The sequence below is a fragment of the Paraburkholderia aromaticivorans genome (genome assembly GCF_012689525.1).
Lineage (GTDB): Bacteria > Pseudomonadota > Gammaproteobacteria > Burkholderiales > Burkholderiaceae > Paraburkholderia > Paraburkholderia aromaticivorans_A.
This window is the reverse complement of record NZ_CP051516.1, coordinates 1,418,638-1,436,287: the sequence shown is the minus strand read 5'-3', so window position 1 is coordinate 1,436,287 and position 17,650 is coordinate 1,418,638. Positions and strand designations below refer to the sequence as shown.

The 17,650-nt window shown below is 63.2% G+C and carries 16 protein-coding genes; 3 read left to right on the top strand and 13 right to left on the bottom strand.

The genetic code is table 11. The features are described from left to right. Positions 1-68: 68 nt before the first annotated feature. The gene (locus HF916_RS34355) at positions 69-1,046 is read right to left on the bottom strand and encodes a LysR substrate-binding domain-containing protein (protein WP_168793263.1); all 978 of its coding nucleotides are present in this window, start codon (positions 1,044-1,046) and stop codon (positions 69-71) included. Positions 1,047-1,249: 203 nt separating this feature from the next. On the opposite strand from HF916_RS34355, the gene HF916_RS34350 reads away from it, so the two are divergent. Continuing rightward, the gene (locus HF916_RS34350; RefSeq protein ID WP_007182451.1) at positions 1,250-1,411 is read left to right on the top strand and encodes a DUF1328 domain-containing protein; all 162 of its coding nucleotides are present in this window, start codon (positions 1,250-1,252) and stop codon (positions 1,409-1,411) included. 211 nt (positions 1,412-1,622) lie between these two features. Here HF916_RS34350 and HF916_RS34345 read toward each other — a convergent pair whose 3' ends face one another. Together HF916_RS34345 and HF916_RS34340 are read right to left on the bottom strand one after the other, a co-directional pair. Next, on the bottom strand, positions 1,623-2,252 hold the full coding sequence (locus HF916_RS34345; protein WP_168793262.1) for a GNAT family N-acetyltransferase: 630 nt from the start codon (positions 2,250-2,252) through the stop codon (positions 1,623-1,625). Positions 2,253-2,356: 104 nt separating this feature from the next. Further along, positions 2,357-3,262, bottom strand: coding sequence for a LysR substrate-binding domain-containing protein (locus HF916_RS34340; protein WP_168793261.1), 906 nt, complete (start codon positions 3,260-3,262; stop codon positions 2,357-2,359). 107 nt (positions 3,263-3,369) lie between these two features. On the opposite strand from HF916_RS34340, the gene HF916_RS34335 reads away from it, so the two are divergent. Then, on the top strand, positions 3,370-4,260 hold the full coding sequence (locus tag HF916_RS34335; RefSeq protein WP_168793260.1) for an EamA family transporter: 891 nt from the start codon (positions 3,370-3,372) through the stop codon (positions 4,258-4,260). 52 nt (positions 4,261-4,312) lie between these two features. Here HF916_RS34335 and rfbC read toward each other — a convergent pair whose 3' ends face one another. Then, positions 4,313-4,864 carry a dTDP-4-dehydrorhamnose 3,5-epimerase gene (gene rfbC, locus HF916_RS34330; RefSeq protein WP_168793259.1) on the bottom strand — a complete coding sequence of 184 codons (552 nt, stop codon included), beginning with the start codon at positions 4,862-4,864 and terminating at the stop codon, positions 4,313-4,315. 108 nt (positions 4,865-4,972) lie between these two features. Beyond that, complete coding sequence (locus tag HF916_RS34325; RefSeq protein WP_168793258.1) at positions 4,973-5,968, bottom strand: GlxA family transcriptional regulator; 996 nt, start codon at positions 5,966-5,968, stop codon at positions 4,973-4,975. Between the two features lie 55 nt (positions 5,969-6,023). Between HF916_RS34325 and HF916_RS34320 the strand changes: the two genes are divergently transcribed. After that, complete coding sequence (locus HF916_RS34320) at positions 6,024-6,302, top strand: hypothetical protein (RefSeq protein WP_168793257.1); 279 nt, start codon at positions 6,024-6,026, stop codon at positions 6,300-6,302. A 400-nt stretch (positions 6,303-6,702) separates the two neighbouring features. On the opposite strand, the gene HF916_RS34315 is transcribed toward HF916_RS34320, so the two are convergent. The 8 genes from HF916_RS34315 to HF916_RS34280 are packed head-to-tail and all read right to left on the bottom strand — an operon-like array spanning position 6,703 to position 17,643. Then, the gene (locus tag HF916_RS34315; protein WP_168793256.1) at positions 6,703-9,915 is read right to left on the bottom strand and encodes a multidrug efflux RND transporter permease subunit; all 3,213 of its coding nucleotides are present in this window, start codon (positions 9,913-9,915) and stop codon (positions 6,703-6,705) included. 13 nt (positions 9,916-9,928) lie between these two features. Continuing rightward, positions 9,929-10,477 carry a GNAT family N-acetyltransferase gene (locus HF916_RS34310; protein WP_168793255.1) on the bottom strand — a complete coding sequence of 183 codons (549 nt, stop codon included), beginning with the start codon at positions 10,475-10,477 and terminating at the stop codon, positions 9,929-9,931. A gap of 4 nt (positions 10,478-10,481) precedes the next feature. Then, on the bottom strand, positions 10,482-11,063 hold the full coding sequence (locus tag HF916_RS34305; RefSeq protein WP_168793254.1) for a GNAT family N-acetyltransferase: 582 nt from the start codon (positions 11,061-11,063) through the stop codon (positions 10,482-10,484). A 4-nt stretch (positions 11,064-11,067) separates the two neighbouring features. After that, positions 11,068-12,429, bottom strand: a complete 1,362-nt coding sequence (locus HF916_RS34300; protein ID WP_168793253.1) for a TldD/PmbA family protein — start codon at positions 12,427-12,429, stop codon at positions 11,068-11,070. Then, a complete protein-coding gene (locus tag HF916_RS34295; protein ID WP_168793252.1) occupies positions 12,429-13,865 on the bottom strand; it encodes a TldD/PmbA family protein in 1,437 nt (478 codons plus the stop codon). Before HF916_RS34295 ends, HF916_RS34300 begins: the two co-directional genes overlap by 1 nt. After that, positions 13,858-15,525 carry an ABC transporter ATP-binding protein gene (locus HF916_RS34290; RefSeq protein WP_168793251.1) on the bottom strand — a complete coding sequence of 556 codons (1,668 nt, stop codon included), beginning with the start codon at positions 15,523-15,525 and terminating at the stop codon, positions 13,858-13,860. Before HF916_RS34290 ends, HF916_RS34295 begins: the two co-directional genes overlap by 8 nt. Further along, the gene (locus HF916_RS34285; protein WP_168793250.1) at positions 15,522-16,637 is read right to left on the bottom strand and encodes an ABC transporter permease; all 1,116 of its coding nucleotides are present in this window, start codon (positions 16,635-16,637) and stop codon (positions 15,522-15,524) included. Before HF916_RS34285 ends, HF916_RS34290 begins: the two co-directional genes overlap by 4 nt. Next, a complete protein-coding gene (locus HF916_RS34280) occupies positions 16,591-17,643 on the bottom strand; it encodes a microcin C ABC transporter permease YejB (RefSeq protein ID WP_168793249.1) in 1,053 nt (350 codons plus the stop codon). Before HF916_RS34280 ends, HF916_RS34285 begins: the two co-directional genes overlap by 47 nt. Positions 17,644-17,650 lie beyond the last annotated feature (7 nt).

Genomic DNA, 17,650 nt, shown 5'->3' with positions numbered 1-17,650 from the left:
TTGGCGCCTCACGCGGCGGTAATCAAAGATTGAGCGCTGGATATGCTAAAGCGGAATACCAGAGTTCCTCACGCGGGCACGTCGAGTTCAGGCGTGGCCACCTTGACCGCCTCGCGCAGACATTCGACAAACGCCTGGCACGCCGCGCTCTGCTCCTTGTGCGAGCGCACCGAAAAACCGACCGTGCCGAACGCGCCGCTCTCGGGCAAATCCAGAATCCGCAGCAAGCCCGCCTCGGCGAACTGCTGCGCGGCGACGCGCGGCATCAGCGCGATCCTCGGCGTATCGAGCAGCAAGCCGATATTCGTCAGCAGCGAGAGTGACTCCACGATATCCGTAGGCAGCGGCAATCCCGCCGCGCGGAACAGATGTTCCGCCGAGAGCCGCGCGGGCGAGTCGGGGGTCGGCAGAATCCACGGCGAGCCGACCAGCTCCGTGAGATGCGTCACGCCCGCCGGCGCGGGACCATAGCCTTTGCCGACCACCACGCACAGCGACTCGTCGAAGAGCGCCTCGTGCGTCAGCGGAAAAGCACTGGCAATCGGCAACTCGCGTTCAGGCAGCCGTCCCACGACGATATCGAGGTCGCCGGTGGCGAGCGCCGGGAACAGATGCGCCGTGGTGCCTTCGCGCACTGTCACCAGGACATTCGGTGTGCGCGCCTTCAGCATGGCAATGGCGGCCGGCAACAGCCGCGCCGATGCCGAGATGAGCGTGCCGACGATCACATGTCCACTGGTGCCGAGCCTGAAATCGTTGAGTTCGTCGGTCATATAGCGCAACTCGGCCATCAGCGATTTGACGCGCCGCCCGAGCAGCAGCCCCAGTTCCGTGGGCACGACGCCGCGATTCGAGCGCGCGAACAATGCGCCGTCGAAACAGGATTCGAGTTCGTGGATGACCTTGGTGACGGCCGGCTGCGTGAGGCGCATTTCGTTGGCTGCGCGCACCACCGAGCGCGTTTCCAGTACGCGTTCGAAGATCATGAGCTGATTGAGCTTCAGCTTGCGGATCAGGGAAATCTCGCTGAGCGGGTTGGCTTGCATGGCGGGGTGTGCGGAAATCGACGATCCGCGATGGTAACAGCAGAAAAGCAGCGGGCCGATCAGGGGCTCCCCTTGGTGTGCCCAGGTCTGGGCACACCTATTGCTCTATTCCGCTCGCCGGCAAATAACCCGTCAAAGCACGCAGTGCCCACAACGAGTCGCCGTTTTCCATTTAATCCAGCAATCCATCGGTGGGAGGCCCCATGCTTCGATACGCTGCAATCTTCTTCATCATCGCGATCATCGCCGCGGTATTCGGCTTCGGCGGCATTGCCGCAGGCGCGACGGAAATCGCCAAGGTACTGTTCTTCATCTTCGTGGTGATCTTCCTCGTCACCTTGCTGATGGGCGTGATGCGACGCTGATGAACGCGTCGACTGTTTAGGCGAAACACACCTGCCCCGGCGCGAGAATCAGCAATCCGTTGCAATACTTGCCGTACCGTATTGCAATTGTTGCTGCCCCGCGCCGGGGTTTTCACTTCAGGCTAAACCTGCATCCAAGCGTCCTCTACCACGCATTGCACCGCAGCACTCCTCCAATCTTCGTTGCCGCTTCGTTGCCGCTTCCTTGTCTTCACGCCGCGCGCGCAATCGGCGCACGCACACTCAACCGATGCGACCAGTTAGCGAGCGTACGCGTCGCCACCGGCGGCTTGCTCAAGATCGCGCTGTCATAACCCTTGCCGTCGAAGCGTACGAAATCGACAATACGAAACCCCTGTCCACGATAAAACTCGATCAGATGCGCAGCGGGTTGCGGCGTATCGAGCGCAAGCTCCGCATAGCCCCGCGTCGCGGCCCAATGGTCGGCGAAGGCAATCAGCAACGTACCGATACCGCGCGCCTGCCACACCGGCTCGACCGCGAACTGGCGCAAGCTGGCGATATCGTCGCGCCGGTATAGCTCGCAAGCCGATTCACGATCTGTTGCATAGAGTGTCATCGTGCCGACGATGCGCCCGTCGCACACCGCCACATAGCAATCGCCGCGCGTTGCGCGCAGGCGTGTCGTCTCGACGGTCTGATCCACGCACGTACAGTTGAGGCCCATTGCGCCGAGCGGCGTGAAGGCCCGATGCAACAACGCCGTCAATGCGACGAACGAATCGCGCGCCGGATCGAAGCGGCGCAATTCGACACGGCCCACGCCGTGACACACATAGTCGATACGAACGGATTGTTGCTTCGTTGCACGTTGTTTCACGTTGAGCACCTCGCGGTATCAAGATGCCCGAAGTGTAGATTTCGCGTGGACGCGTCTCAAGAAAAAATGTCGTAAAAACTCACATGGGAGCCGCTGCCGGCGCGCTAGGCCAAAGCCGGCGCAAGCTGCGGCTCGCCTTCGCGTAGACCGAGATGCAATTCCTCGCAGAGGAACGTTTGCAAGGTTTGCACGGCGGCCGCCTGCGCGCCGGAAACCTCGCGCATGAAAAGCCCGAAGTCCGCGGTGGGCGCGTCGGGCAAACCATCGTTTTGGCCGAGCACGCGCATCGACTCCGAACGGATGTTGCCGTCGAGCAGCACGGACACACCGAGCCCCGCTTCAACCGCGGATTGCACGGCCGGCAGACTGGTGCTCGTGCACACGATGCGCCACGCGATCCCCGCGCGGCGCAACGCCGTCAACACCTGCTGCTGCCACAGACACGCGTCGCCGAATGCCACCACCGGTAAGGCCGCCTGCGCGTCGCGGCTGAAGCCGCGCGCGCCGACCCAGAAGAGCGGCTGCTTCCACGTGAGATGCGGCGTTGCGTCGACCAGCGCGGGATCGCCGACCACCACGTCGAGGCTGCCATCCGCGAGCCGGCTCGACAACGCTGCGCTGCTGTCGACGACGATCTCCAGCGCCACTTGCGGATAAGCGATCGAAAAACGCCGCAACGCTCGCGGCAAACGACCGACCGCAATGTCCTCCAGCATGCCGAGCCGCACGGTGCCGGACACCTGCCCTGCGCTCAACGCGCGACGCGCATCGGCGCCCGCGCCGAGTATCGTATGGGCATACGGCAGCAACAAATGTCCCGCTTCCGTAAGTTGCACGCCGCGCGGCGAGCGGTCGAGCAAACGCTGCCCGAGTTCGTCTTCGAGCCGGCGCAATTGCATGCTTACCGCGGCTTGGGTTCGCGCGAGGCGCGTCGCCGCCACGCCCACCGCGCCCGTCTCCGCCACGGTGACAAAGGCGCGCAGCAGGTTGCTGTCAAGATCTCGGGTCATAAAGGTTCTTGAAGTCGGCATAAGAAATATCAACTTATCTTAATACCGCCAGCACCGATAAGATAGCGATGACGAATTCCGATCGAACGCCAACACACCAGACGACCATGCAGGACACCACCCTCCAACCCGCGTTGAATCCCGCGCAAACCAGCGTGAAACCCGCCCGCAGCGCGGCCGGGGCAGCGTTGCTGTGCGTGCTGTCGATGTCGTGCGTGCAGTTCGGCGCCGCGCTTTCCGCGCCGACGATGGCCACGTACGGTTCACTCAGCACCACCTGGCTGCGCCTGTGCTGGGCGGCATTGGTGCTCGCCTTGCTGGTACGTCCGCGCTTTCTGAGTTACTCGCGCGCTCATTGGACTGCCGCCGGCGTGCTCGGCGCGGCGATGGCGGGCATGACGCTGTGCTTTTTCGCCGCGCTTCAGCGCATTCCGTTAGGACTCGCCGTGGCGATCGACTTTCTTGGGCCGCTCGCCGTGGCGACCTTCGCGGTCCGTCGCGCACGCGCGTTGCTCTGGCCCGCGCTCGCGATTGCCGGCGTGATCCTGCTCTCGCGCGATCGCGCCGGCTGGATCGGCGAACCGCTCGGCGTGCTGCTCGCCTGCGGCGCGGCGCTCGGCTGGGGCAGCTATATCGTGTTGATGAAGAAGACCGGCACCCTGTTCGCGGGACTCGAGGGACTGTCCGTGTCGCTGATCGCGGCGGCACTCGTGGCCACGCCATTCGGATTGGCGCAAAGCGGTCTTCATGTCGAGGTAGGCCAGATCGCAGCGACAGCGGGCCTCGCGATACTGGTCCCGCTGCTGCCGTATGCGCTGGAAATGGTGGCATTGCGGCACATGCCGGCCGCCTCGTTCGGAATCCTGATGAGCGTCGAACCGGCGATCGGCGCGTTGGCCGGCTTCGTCGTACTGCATCAGCCGATGGGGATTTTGCAAATCATGGGCACGCTGCTGGTGGTGACCGCGAGCGTCGGCGCCGTGATGGTGACGCGCTGAATATCCGCGGCATGACGCGCGCGCCTCGGCGCGGCCAGACCGTGCGCGTAGCTCAGGCGATATTTTCCGCTTCGTAAATACGCCGGCCCGCGGCATCCTTCGCGCCAAGCGTCGGTTCGAAACCGATCGGCCACTCGATGCCGATGTCGGGATCGCGCCACAGAATGCAGCGCTCCAGTTCGGGAAACCAGTATTCGGTGGTTTTCCACAAACACTCGGCGAAGTTGGACAGCACCACGAAACCGTGCGCGAAGCCCGGCGGCGCCCAGATCTGCCGGTAATTGGCCGCGCTCAGATGCGCCCCGCACCACTTGCCGAAATTCGGCGAATTGAGCCGCACGTCGACGGCGACGGCGAACACTTCGCCCACCACGACCCGCATGAGCCGGCCCTGAGGGCGTTGCACCTGATAGTGCAACCCGCGCAACACGCCACGCACCGCACGCGAATGCCGGTCCTGCACAAACTGGAAAGCTTGCGAGACATCGTCGATAAACTCGTCCGCGCTGAAGCTCTCGAAGCAGAAGCCGAATTCGTCGCAAAACACCTCGGGCTCGATGAGCTTAACCTCCGGCAATGCCGTCGCGATCACCTTGTTGCCCATTGCCACTGTGCTCGTAAGAAGCCTGACCGGCGAAAACGCGGCCGCCACGACGGACGCGTCCAACTGTCGTAAGGCGCGCCGCCGCCGACACGGGCGCCTGCATGAATATTATGCCTCGCTCGCCACTCGGCTGCGTGCGCGATATTCGGTTGGAGAGAGCGCCATGCGCTTGCGGAAAATCTTCGCGAGACGATCGCCGTTGCCGGTACCGCTGCGCCGCGCGATCTTGTCGACCGGTAGTTCGGTCTCGGTCAGGAAGTTGCAGGCAATGCGCAGGCGAACTTGCAGCAAATAGTCCGACGGCGTGACCTGCATTTCATGCTTGAAACGCCGCAGGAAATTGCGCTCGCTCATCGCCGCGACCTGCGCGGCGTCGGCCACCGAAACCGGACGGTCGCAATTCGCCTCCATCCAGCGCGCCGCCGCGCGGATCTTCTCGGCCACGCTGAGCGTGCCGCCCTCTGCCGGGAGCGGCACCCAGGTGGCAGCCATGCCGGGCATCACACGGTCGGCGACGCTGCGTGCAAGCTCGGCACCGAGATCGCGTTTGATGAACATGAGCGCGCTGCGGGCACAGTCGTTACGATCGTTGGACGCGTTGAGCGCGGACTCACCCGTGACGCTGGAGAGATAGCGGTTCACCTGCGGTCCGTCGCTATCCGTCGGGCCGGCCGCTTCCAGCACGAGCCGCCCTTCACCGATCGTTTCGATCGCACGCGTGCGCGATTGCACCGAACGCAGCCAGCCAAGCACCCGCTCGTCGCGCGCGGCCACATGCGCGCCATAGCCGCCCGCGATGAACAGCACGTCGAAACCGCTGGCAAAGCGCGCGTCGATACGGTCAGTCCAGATGCGCGCAGAAGAAGAACTGGCGACGCTGCCGCCGTCCATGGAAAGGAATTGCACTTCGTAAGGCTGCTCTTCACCGGCGTGCGAACCCGAGAGTTCGTTCGCGGTCTGGAACATCTCCACCACCGTGCCTGGGCCGAGCAGCCAGAAGCCGTCGAACAGCAACACGCCGATTCGCCGCGTTGCACTACGCACGTTCAGTGTGGGCGTATGTAGCCAGGTGATCCTCGCAGTATCAAGGTGCATGTGCGGCATGATATTTCCCTAAACTGTCGTACATTGTGGACCCCGATCGCCGTTAGCAGCCGGTATGAGCGGAATGATTATTGCCAGCAGAAATCGCGGCAAGGCACTTAACGGATTAAGCGTGATGTTAGCGGAATGGCTCGCTATAGTAAATTTGAAAAACAAATTACTATCGAGAAACAGAATGTATGAAGAAAACCGTTATCGTGCGTTTGATATGAGAACGGGGGTTGCGGGCGCGCCACGGCAAGGCATACTGGCACGATTTCGGCGCCTTGCCGCTAAATGGCTACCAGTCTGGTTTTTCAGGCATCGACAGGTGGCGTCCGAACGCGTCGGATGATATCCAATTTGTGACTTGCGTATGGCGAAGCAGCATCCAAAAGTGTTTCAAACCTGAACTGCAAACCTCTCAGATAATGACCATTCAATAGCCGATTTATTCGCAAATTGGGAATTTATTGACTGCCCGCTGCAATCGACCTGCATTTAACGAATCGGTCGCCATTACAGTTTTATAAACGCATTTCTCGAACGTCTAAAAATGTTTCTATATTGAAACATTGGCGGTTTTATACGTATGAACAATCGATGGTTGCAGCGCACAATTATCGTAAACATCAGAGGATTGAACGCCGGTTGCCAGAAGTGCGGCAAGCGCGTTTCTTAAACAAAGCAAGCGGCGAATCAGCCGGCCGGATAAACGCGGCGCAGTGTATGGACGTGGCGTAAGTGAAGCGCGCTCAGGCCGTCGGCGACTCGTCGAACGATTCGCGTTCGATCGCGGTCGCGGCACGGCGCGCCCGCCGCTCCGCGCGCTTGCGATGCAGTTCCGCCAGCCGCCGCCGTCCGTGCGTGAGCGATGCGACCGCATGGAACGCGACCGGCGCGAACACCAGCCCGAACAGCGTGGCAGCCAGCACGCCGCCGAAGACGCCCGTGCCGATCGAGCGGCGACTCTCGGCACCCGCGCCGCTCGACACCACGAGCGGCACGACGCCCAGCAGAAACGCCGCCGAGGTCATCACGATCGGCCGGAAGCGCGCGCCCGCGGCCTCGGTCACGGCACGCGTCAACGGCATGCCGCGCTGGTACAGATCGCGGGCGAACTGCACGATCAGAATCGCGTTTTTCGCCGCGAGGCCGATCACCGTGATCATGCCGACCTTGAAGTACACGTCGTTGGGCATGCCGCGCAACAGCACCGCCGCGACCGCGCCGATCACGCCGAGCGGCACGACCATCAGCACGGCAAGCGGAATGGTCCAGCTTTCGTAGAGCGCGGCCAGCGCCATGAACACCGCCAGCAATGAGAGGCCGATCAACAACGGCGTGAGTTTGGCGGCCGCGGTTTCCTCGCGTGCCGCATCGACCCAGTCATAGCTCACGCCGACCGGCAGCGAAGCGGCAAGCCGCTCCAGCTCCGCCATGGCCGCGCCGGAGCTGTAGCCGGGCGCCGCGTGGCCGCTCACGTCGAGCGACGGATAGCCGTTGTAGCGCGTCAGCATCACCGGACCGATCGTCCACTGACGCGTCGCGATGGCCGAGAGCGGCACCATGCCGCCCGTCGAGTTGGGCACGGAGAGCGCGAGCAGATCGTCTTCGGTCATGCGTGTGGCGGCGTCGGCGGCGATCATCACGCGGCGCATGCGGCCGCCGGCCGGGAAATCGTCGATATAGGTCGAGCCGAAGGTGCTGCCCAGCACGTCCGCGATGCGATCGAACGACACGCCGAGCGCGTACGCCTTTGCGCGATCGACGATAAGCTCGACGCGCGGCGCGTCAGGCAGATCTTCCGAGTGCACCGAGGCCAGCACCGGACTCGCCTTGGCTTGCGCGAACAGTTGCTCGCGCGCGGCCTTCAGCGCGTCGAGCCCCACTCCGCCGCGATCTTCGAGGCGGAACACGAACCCGTCCGAATGTCCGAGTCCCGGCACCGAAGGCGGCAATTGCGCCTCGACGTTACCGTCCAGAATCTGGTCGAACTTTGCGTTGAGCCGGTCGCGCAAGGCCAGTGCATCGATATCGCGCTTGCCCCAGTCCTTGAGTTCGACGAACCCCATCGCCACGTTCTGACCACTGCCCGAAAAGCTCCAGCCGATCACACTCGTGACGTTCGCGATGGCGGGCTCGGCATGGAGAATCTTTTCCGCGCGTTGCACCACGGCCAGCGTGCGCGCCTGGGTGGCGCCCGCGGGCAATTGCACCATCACCTGCAACTGGCCTTCGTCCTCGCTCGGCAGGAAACCGCCGGGCAGCTGCCAGTAGAGCACGCCGCACACGCCGACCAGCACCGCGTAGACGGCCAGCATCGGGCCGATGCGGCGCAACGTGCGCGCCGTCAAGCCGCGATAACCACTTGCGGCGCGATCGAAGCCGGACGTGAAGCGGCTCGCCGCACGCGCCGCGAGACCGGGAATGCCGCGGCGCGCATCGCGTTGACGCACCGATTGCGTGTGCGCCTTCAGCAGATTCGCGCACAACGCGGGCGTCAACGACAAGGCCATGAACGACGACACCAGCATCGACGCGATCATCGCCACCGCGAATTGCCGGTAGATCCCGCCGACGCCGCCGGGAAAGAACGCCATCGGCACGAACACCGCCGTCAACACCGCCGTCACGCCGACGATCGCGCCGCCGATCTGCGACATGGCCTTGCGCGTGGCCTCGCGTGGCGGCAAGCCCTCTTCCTCCATCACGCGATGCACGCTCTCCACCACCACGATCGCGTCGTCGACGAGAATACCGATGGCGAGCACGAGCCCGAACATCGTGAACACGTTGATCGACAGACCGCACGCATACATGGCGAGAAACGCGCCCATCAGCGTGACCGGAATCACCACGGTTGGTACCAGCGTATAGCGCAGATCGCGCAGGAACAGCCACATCACGAAGAACACCAGCACTACCGCTTCCGCGAGCGTGACGAGTACCTCGTGAATGGCGATCTGCACAAAATGCGCGTTGTCGAACGGGATTTCGATGGAGACGCCCGAAGGCAATCCTTTTGCCAACTCGGCAAGCCGCGCGCGAATCGCGTTCGACGTTTCGAGCGCGTTGCCACGCGGCCCGAGCTGAATCCCGACCGTTGCCGCAGCCTTGCCGTTCAGGCGCGAATAGTACGAGTAGTTGTCACGCCCGAGTTCGACTCGCGCGACGTCGCGCAGGCGCACAGCCGAGCCGTCCGGCCGCGCCTTCAGCACGATCTGACTGAATTCGGCCGGCGAGATCAACTGGCCTTTCACGCTCACCGAGGCCGTCAATTGCTGGCCCGGCACGAACGGCGCGTCGCCGAGCGTGCCCGCCGTGACGGTCGCGTTCTGTGCGGCGATGGCGGCGTTCACCTCGGCGGCGCCGAGGCCGTATTCGCGCAGCTTCATCGGATCGAGCCAGATGCGCAGCGCTTCGTCGGCGTCCCAGAGTTGGGCCGAGCCCACACCCGGCGCGCGCTTCAGTTCGCGCAACACGTAGCGGCTCAGATAGTCGCTCAATTGCACGGAGTCGCGCGTGCCGTCGGTGGACGCGAGCGCGACGAGCATCAGGAACGTGTTGGCCGCCTTGAACACGCTGATGCCCTGCTGGACCACCTGCTGCGGCAAACGCGGCTCGACCTGCTTGAGCCGGTTCTGGATGTCGACCAGCGCGAGATCCGGATTGGTGCCGGGCGCGAAGGTCGCGTCGATTTCGAGCTCGCCCAGGTTGTCGCTGGTCGTTTGGTAGTACAGCATATTGTCAGCGCCATCGAGACTCTCCTCGATGATGCTGCCGACGCTCTCGTCCACGACTTCAGTCGACGCCCCCGGATACACGGCGGATATCACGATGCGCGGCGGCGCAAGGCGCGGATACTGCGCCACCGGCAGTTGAGGAATAGCCAGCGCGCCCGCCACGACAATGGCGAGCGCGACGATCCATGCGAAGACCGGGCGGTCGATGAAGAAAAATGGCACTCAATGAATCCGTTCAGATTGTCTGGAGGCGCGGTGCGTCGACGAGGCGGGCCATATGCAGCACGTCGGCCAGGATGCCGTCGCGCAGGGCAAAACCGCGCGAACGGCCTTCTTCGACAAAGCCGAACTTGCGATACAGCGCGATGGCCGGCGCGTTGTCGGAAAACACCGTGAGGTCGATGCGGCGCAAACCGAGTGACGCATCCGCGCAATCGATCAAGCCTTGCAAAAGCGCGGCGCCGACACCGCGGCCATGATACGCGTCGTGCACGGCCAGACCTAGATGCGCGCAGTGCGCGCGGCTCGGCCGGTGGACCTCGAGACCGGCGTGGCCCACCACGCGCCCGTCGATAATCGCGCAGACGTTCACGCCGCCTTTGAGGCGCCGCTCGTACCACGCCGCGAGTTGCTCAGGACTGCGATAGCCGACCGACAGCGTGCCGCGCCGCACACCGGGCAAGCTCATGATCTCGGCGAACGCATCCATGTCCGACGATTCGAGCGCGCGCACCATAATATATTCGTCGTGTGAGGCGTCGTCCGGCAACCTTGTTTCTTTCATGGTCTTATTCCGCTGCGAGAGGGGCGCCCGATGGCGGCGACATCCACGGCGCCGGCTCGCGCAGCCGCGCCATGAAATAACAGTCGATCAGCACGCCGCGACGCAATACCGCACCGCGCTGATGCGCTTCGATCTCGAAGCCGAACTGGCGATATAGCGCGAGTGCCGCGTGGTTGTCGGTGTAGACATGCAATTCGAGGCGGCGCAGACCGAGCCAGTTGTCGGCCAGATCGAGCAGTTCGGCCATCAAGGCACGACCGATGCCGCGCCGCTGCCATGCGTCGTGCACGCTAATGCCAAGCGATGCGGCATGCGCGCGGCGTCCCTTGAATGGGCTGAGGCTCGCCTGACCGACCAGCGTGTCGCCGACCATCGCCGCGATCGCGATTCCAGGGGCGTCGAATTTTTCCAGGTACTCGCGCGTGCTGGCAATGGTCCGAAACGGCACCTGCGGATTGCCGTTCATCGCCACGGGCAATTGCAGCATTGCGTGAAACTGTTCCGTGTCGGCCACGCGCAGTGCGCGCAGCGTCAGGCCCTCTGGCAAGCTCTCAGGTTTTGATTTTGTATTTTCGTGTTGATCCATAGGCTCATAGCGTCAATTCGAATGACCTCACGAGAATGCCCGGCAATTGCATGCCGCCCGTGGCGCGCTCGCCCCACGTCGAATCGCTCAACAGCAGTTCGGCTTGCGCGCCGAGTTGTTCGAGTTCGCTGCCGAGCAAACGGTAAAGGCTGTCGTCGAAACGCATGGCTTCGAGCGGCGCGACGATTTCTCCGTTCTCGACCCAGAACGTCGCGAAGCGCGTCATGCCGGTCAGGCGGCAATTCATGCGGTCCGAGAAGTTCACATACCAGAGGTTGCCGATATAGAGCCCGGTATCGAGCCTGGCGAGCACGTCTTCTTCCGGCAGATCGCCCGCTTGCATGGAGAGCGCGGCCGGCGACTCGTTGGCCAGCGCGCCGTTGGGCGTCAAACCGTATTCACGCGCGCTGCGTGCGTTGGTCAGGCGTTCGGCACTGCGGCCGGCCTCGATCAACGGGACGCTGTCGCGCAGGTAGCCGTCGTCGTTGAAACCTGGCGTGATGCCGAGACTGAGATCTTCGCTGATCGTTACGCGCGGGTCGACTACGACTTCTCCCACATGCAGCTTGTACAACTCACTGCGCGAACTCGCCTGGGCGCGGGCGGAAAAGCCGCTCCATGCGGTGACGCCGAGCAGTTCCGCCAACGCGGCGGGCGTCAGATAGGAGCGGTAACGGCCCGGCGCCAACGCGCGCGGCGTGCGCGCGAGCACGGCAAGGCGGGTTGCGGCCTGCTCGACTTTGCGCGCGAACACGGCATCGCTCCAGTCGTCGCCGGCGTAGGTGGTTTTGATCGCGCGGCCGCTCGGGTCGTACAGCGACCAGCTGAAATTGAAGTTGTCCACTTCATACCAGCCGCGGCTGCCGTTCGTCGACGCGAAACCGCGCACGATGGTGCCGCCCGCATAGAAGCCCACGAAGTCGAGCCCTTGCGCGCATTCCGCGACGATGCGCGCGAGGCCATCAGGATTCGGCAACTTGCCGGAGCGCTGCGTGGTGCGCTGCCATTTCGACGTGTCGAACAGTAGATGCGGATCGTCCGCCGCATCGCGCAGACCTTCGCGCAAAGTGGCAAGCGCGGCGCTCACTTCGTCGAGATCCTGTTGCAGATCGCCGCATACGGTCAGCGTGGAATAGGCCTGACGTGCGCCGTCGATCAAACGCAGAGTCAGCTTGCCTTGCGACACACTGCCGGTCTGCCGCACCTTGCCCGAATTGAAACGGATGAAGTCGGACTGCTCGCCGGCAAATGAACTGAGCGTGGTTTCGCCGCCTTGCTGCAGACGCTCAATCGCATCGGCGAGCAAAGTGAAATGCCGCTCCCAATCCACCGACGTAGCGGCGCGCGAAGAGATGAACTGGCTCATCATGCGCCCCCGAACACGTCGATATTGCTGAACACGCAAGCCGGCGACGCATGACCGACGCGAATGATCTGCGCCGGTTCACCCTTGCCGCACATGGACGTGCCATACACTTCGCGCGTGGCGGCATTGCCCACCGCGCTCAGACTGCGCCAGAAATTCGCCGAAATGCCGCGGTAATTCGGCTGTTTGACGACCTGGGTGAGCTTGCCGTTTTCGATCAACTGGCCGAACTCGCAGCCGAACTGGAATTTGTTGCGATGATCGTCGATCGACCAGGACGTGTTGGTGCGCATCAGAATGCCGTGTTCGATATTGCCGATCATCTCCTCCAGCGAACTCTCGCCGGGCTCGATATTCAGATTCGCCATGCGGTCGATCGGCGGCCGGTTCCAGTTCGACGCGCGCGAGTTCGCGACACCGGGCATGCGTGCGCGCTGTTGCGATAGCGCGCCGCCGAGCGGACGCTCCAGCACGCCGTTGCGAATCAGATATTCCTTGTGCGCTTCGGTGCCGTCGTCGTCGAACGCGTAGGATGCGGCTTCTTCGCGCAGTTCCGGATCGAAGGTGACGTTCAGTAGTTCCGAACCGTAGCGATACGAACCGAACATGTCCTGCTTGACGAAGCTCCAGCCCGCGAAATTGCGCTCGTCGCCGAGAATGCGATCCAGTTCGAGCGGATGGCCGATCGATTCGTGAATCTGCAGCATCATCTGATCAGGCATCAGCAACAGATCGCGCTTGCCCGACGGGCAATTCGGCGCGGCCAGCAATTGCAGCGCTTCGTTAGCGACGCGCGCGCCCGAGCCTTCGAAGCCGAAGCGCGCCAGCACTTCCATGCCGCCCTGTCCGAGCGTGCCGTAGTTGCCGCCGAGCGTGCGCACTTGCGTATCGCCGTTCGCGTGCGCGGCGACGCTCAATTGCGGCATCACGAAGCGGAACTGCTGGTCGATCCGTACACCGTCGCCGGTGATATAGAGTTGATCGGTGTGCGTGATCTGCACCGCCGCCACACGTTCGACAATTTTCGCGTCGAGATTCGCGCCCGCGCATTCCGCGCTGAGAAGCTCGAGCCATTCGGCGCGGCTCGGCAACGCGCGTTGCGCATTCGGCGACACATACTGGCCGCTCGCAACCGGGCGTGCGACTTCGCGATGGTCGATCAGCGACAAGGCCGCGCTCGCCTCAGCGCGTGCGGTGGCCATATCGAGCGCCGCCTGCAAACCGGCCGCCGAGAGATTCGCGGTCGCGGCGTAACCCGCGCCCGCGCCTACCCACGCGATCAGCATCGCACCGCGATCGCGCACCGTGCGCAGCGGCTGCGCGATGTCGTTGCGGATCTCGTGGTCGTCGATCTGTTCGTCGACAATGCGCAGCGACCAGAACGCCGCGCGGCTCTTCAGCGTTTGGGCGGCCTGCGCCCAACGTTCGTCAATCATTGGCGTGTCCCGTATGAATTGCGGCGGCGCCAGGCTTCTGCCCATTGAGCGACGAGGCCAGCAGCGACTGGGTATAAGGATGCGACGGCGCATGCAACACATCGAGTGTGTCGCCGGCTTCGACGATGCGTCCCGACTTCATCACGATCACGCGATGCGCCATGGCTCGCATCACCGCCAGATCGTGCGTAATGAACAAATAGCTTAGCTTGTACTTTTTCTGCAGATTTGTCAGCAGATTCAACACCTGTTTCTGGATCGAGACATCGAGCGCGCTGGTCGGTTCGTCGAGCACCAGCAATTCCGGCTCGACCGCGAGCGCGCGCGCAATCGCAATGCGTTGACGCTGGCCGCCGGAGAATTCATGCGGATAGCGCAGCATCGCGTCGGCGGGCATGCCGACCTCTTCGAGCAGAGTGCCGACGCGCGCGCGCCGCGCCTTCGCATCCACTTCCGGCCGATGTACAGCCAAACCCTCGCCGATGATCTGCTCCACCGTCATGCGTGGCGACAGCGAGCCGAACGGGTCCTGAAACACGACTTGCATGCGCGAATACAGCGCGCGGCGCGAACTCGCCGTCTTGAGCGAGGACAGCGGCAAGCCGTCGATATGAATATGACCGGCGGCCGGCTGCTGCAGGCCGAGCACGGTGGCGGCTAGCGTCGATTTACCCGAGCCCGATTCACCGACGATGCCGAGCGTTTCACCGCGCCGCAAGCTCAGATCGACGTTATGCACCGCGCGGAACGTGGAGCGCCCGAACATGGACCGCCAGCCTTTTGCCGACGTGCGGTAATCGACGGCCAAGCCTTGTACTTCGAGCAGCCGGCGCGCGCCCTCCTCGACCGGCTCGACCGCGCGTTGCGGATCGCTGTCGAGCAGCCGCTGCGTGTACGGATGCTGTGGACTCGCGAACAACGCCTCGGTCGTATTGGTTTCAACCAGCACGCCCTTCTCCATCACCGCGACGCGCTGCGCAAAACGCTTCACCAGATTCAGGTCGTGCGTGATCAGCAGCACGGCCATGCCGCGTTCGGCCGCCTCCTGTTCCTGCAACGAAATCAACAGATCGACGATCTGCTGGCGAACGGTGACGTCGAGCGCGGTGGTCGGTTCGTCGGCGAGCAGCAAACGCGGACGGCAAGCAAGCGCCATGGCGATCATCGCGCGCTGCCGCTGGCCGCCGGACAATTGGTGCGGAAAACTGTCGATGCGCCGCTCCGGTTCAGGAATGCCCGTGCGCCTGAGCAACTCGATGCCGCGCTCACGCGCCGCATTCGGCCGCAAACCTTCGTGCAGACGTAGACTCTCGGCGATCTGCTTGCCGACCGTGAAGAGCGGGTTGAGCGCCGTCATCGGTTCCTGAAACACCATTGCGACATCCGCGCCGCGCAGACCGCGCATCTGCTGTTCGGTTTTCTGCAGTAGGTCCTCGCCATCGAGCAACATGCGGCCGCTCAACTCGGCATGCTCGACGAGCCTCAGAATGGACAGCGCGGTGACGCTCTTGCCCGAACCCGATTCGCCGACAAGTGCCACGCGCTCGCCGCGTGCAATGGAGAGGCTGAGTTCATGCACAGCGACCTTGCCGCCGAAACGCACGGAGAAACGGTCGATTTCCAGCAACGGCCGAGCGATCGGCGCCTGAGTGGTGGTCATCGCGGACCTCCGCCGAAAGCAGAACCGCGCGAACGCGTGTCGAGCGCATTGCGCAATGCGTCGCCCATGAAGGTCAACAGCAGCAGCGTGATCACCAGCGCGGCAAACGCCGACATCGAGATCCACCATGCGTCGAGATTATTCTTACCTTCCTGCAGCAGTTCGCCGAGGCTCGGCGTCGGCGGCGGCACGCCGAGGCCGAGAAAGTCGAGGCTGGTCAGCGAGAGAATCGCGGCGCTCATGCGGAATGGCAGGAAGGTGATCACCGGCGTCAAACTATTCGGTAAGACATGACGCCACATGATCTGCCAGTTAGTGAGGCCCATGGTGCGCGCAGCCCTGACGTAATCGAGCGAACGGTTGCGCAGAAATTCGGCGCGCACGTAATCGGACAACACGAGCCAGCCGAACATCGACAGCAGAATGAAGAGTAGCCACAGCGTGGGTTCGAAGATCGACGCGAAGATGATCAGCAGGTACAGATCGGGCATCGAACTCCAGATTTCGATCAGGCGCTGGCCGATCAGGTCGGTGCGTCCGCCGTAAAAGCCCTGCACCGCGCCGGTCAGCACGCCGACCACGACACCGGATACCGTGAGCGCCAGCGCCATCAGCACCGACAAGCGGAAGCCGTACAGCAGCCGCGCCAGCACGTCGCGCCCGAACTGATCCGTGCCGAGCCAGTTGTTCGCGGTGGGCGGCGCCGGATACGGATGCGCGGCGAAATAGTCGATCGTGTCGTAGTGAAAATGATTCGGCGGATAGATCGCGAAGTTGCCGTTCGATTCGAGCCGCGAACGGATATACGGATCGAGGTAATTGGCACGCGCCGGGAAATCGCCGCCGAACAGCGTCTCTGGATAGTCCTTCACGATCGGAAAATAGTAGTGCCCGGCGTAACGGACGAGCAACGGACGGTCGTTGGACAACACCTCGCCGAGCAGGCTGATGGCGAACAGCGACACGAAGATCACGAGGCTCCAGTAGCCGAGACGCTGCTGCCTGAAACGCAGCCACGTACGCCGCCACGGAGACGGCGACGCCGCGTGCGCCGCGCCGGCCGCGTCAGCGGTCCAGGCGGTTGAATTGGATGCGGGGGTCGACGAGGACATAGCAGACGTCAGCAATGAGTTTGGTTACGAGGGCAATCAGCGTGAACAGAAACAACGAACCGAGCACGACCGGATAATCGCGGCGAATCACGGAGTCGTACGACAGTTGGCCCATGCCGTCGAGCGAGAACAGCGTTTCGATCAGCAGATTGCCGTTCAGAAACGCGCCGACGAAGGCCGCCGGCAAACCGGTGAGCAGCGGAATCGCGGCATTGCGCAGCACGTGTTTCCACAGCACGTCGCGCTCCGGCGCGCCCTTGGCGCGCGCGGTCAGTACATACTGCCGGCCGATTTCCTCGAGGAACGTGTTCTTGGTCAGAATGGTGACGATCGCGAAGTTGCCCACCACCGAAGCCGTGACCGGCAACACGATGTGCCACAGATAGTCGAGCACCTTGCCGAACGCGCTGAGATCGTTGAAGTTATCCGACGTGAGGCCGCGCATCGGAAACACCTGCCAGAATGTGCCGCCGCCGAAGAACATCAACAACAGCACGCCGAGCACGAAACCGGGAATGGCATAGCCGGCGAGCACCAGCACGCTCGTGACGGTATCGAAGCGTGAGCCGTTGCGCACCGCTTTCGCGATCCCCAACGGCACCGATATCAGATACGTGAGCAGCACTGTCCATAAGCCGAGTGTGATCGACACCGGCAGCTTCGATTTGATGACGTCCCACACGCTGTCGTGCTGATAGTAGGACTGGCCGAGATCGAATGTCGCGTAGCGCTTGAGCATCAGCAGATAGCGTTCGAGCGGCGGCTTGTCGAAGCCGAACTGCTTCTTGATCTGCTCGATCTGCTGCGGATCGACGCCCTGGCTGCCGTGATAACCGCCGCCGCCCGCCCCCGCCTCTCCGCCACGGCCAGCGCCGTGGCGGAGTTGCGTCATCACCTGTTCGACCGGCCCACCCGGCACGAACTGTGTGACGACAAAGGTCAACGTGACCACGCCGAGCAGGGTCGGCACCATCAACAACAATCGTCTGAGAATGTAGGCAAGCATGCTGTGC

What these genes read in the sequence shown, in the direction of transcription:
- HF916_RS34325 (WP_168793258.1), bottom strand. Translation starts at nt 5,968, where the DNA reads ATGCCGCACATGCACCTTGATACTGCGAGGATCACCTGGCTACATACG.
- HF916_RS34350 (WP_007182451.1), top strand. Translation starts at nt 1,250, where the DNA reads ATGCTTCGATACGCTGCAATCTTCTTCATCATCGCGATCATCGCCGCG.
- HF916_RS34300 (WP_168793253.1), bottom strand. Translation starts at nt 12,429, where the DNA reads ATGAGCCAGTTCATCTCTTCGCGCGCCGCTACGTCGGTGGATTGGGAG.
- rfbC (WP_168793259.1), bottom strand. Translation starts at nt 4,864, where the DNA reads ATGGGCAACAAGGTGATCGCGACGGCATTGCCGGAGGTTAAGCTCATC.
- HF916_RS34340 (WP_168793261.1), bottom strand. Translation starts at nt 3,262, where the DNA reads ATGACCCGAGATCTTGACAGCAACCTGCTGCGCGCCTTTGTCACCGTG.
- HF916_RS34280 (WP_168793249.1), bottom strand. Translation starts at nt 17,643, where the DNA reads ATGCTTGCCTACATTCTCAGACGATTGTTGTTGATGGTGCCGACCCTG.
- HF916_RS34290 (WP_168793251.1), bottom strand. Translation starts at nt 15,525, where the DNA reads ATGACCACCACTCAGGCGCCGATCGCTCGGCCGTTGCTGGAAATCGAC.
- HF916_RS34335 (WP_168793260.1), top strand. Translation starts at nt 3,370, where the DNA reads ATGCAGGACACCACCCTCCAACCCGCGTTGAATCCCGCGCAAACCAGC.
- HF916_RS34295 (WP_168793252.1), bottom strand. Translation starts at nt 13,865, where the DNA reads ATGATTGACGAACGTTGGGCGCAGGCCGCCCAAACGCTGAAGAGCCGC.
- HF916_RS34310 (WP_168793255.1), bottom strand. Translation starts at nt 10,477, where the DNA reads ATGAAAGAAACAAGGTTGCCGGACGACGCCTCACACGACGAATATATT.
- HF916_RS34285 (WP_168793250.1), bottom strand. Translation starts at nt 16,637, where the DNA reads ATGTCCTCGTCGACCCCCGCATCCAATTCAACCGCCTGGACCGCTGAC.
- HF916_RS34355 (WP_168793263.1), bottom strand. Translation starts at nt 1,046, where the DNA reads ATGCAAGCCAACCCGCTCAGCGAGATTTCCCTGATCCGCAAGCTGAAG.
- HF916_RS34320 (WP_168793257.1), top strand. Translation starts at nt 6,024, where the DNA reads ATGAGCGGAATGATTATTGCCAGCAGAAATCGCGGCAAGGCACTTAAC.
- HF916_RS34305 (WP_168793254.1), bottom strand. Translation starts at nt 11,063, where the DNA reads ATGGATCAACACGAAAATACAAAATCAAAACCTGAGAGCTTGCCAGAG.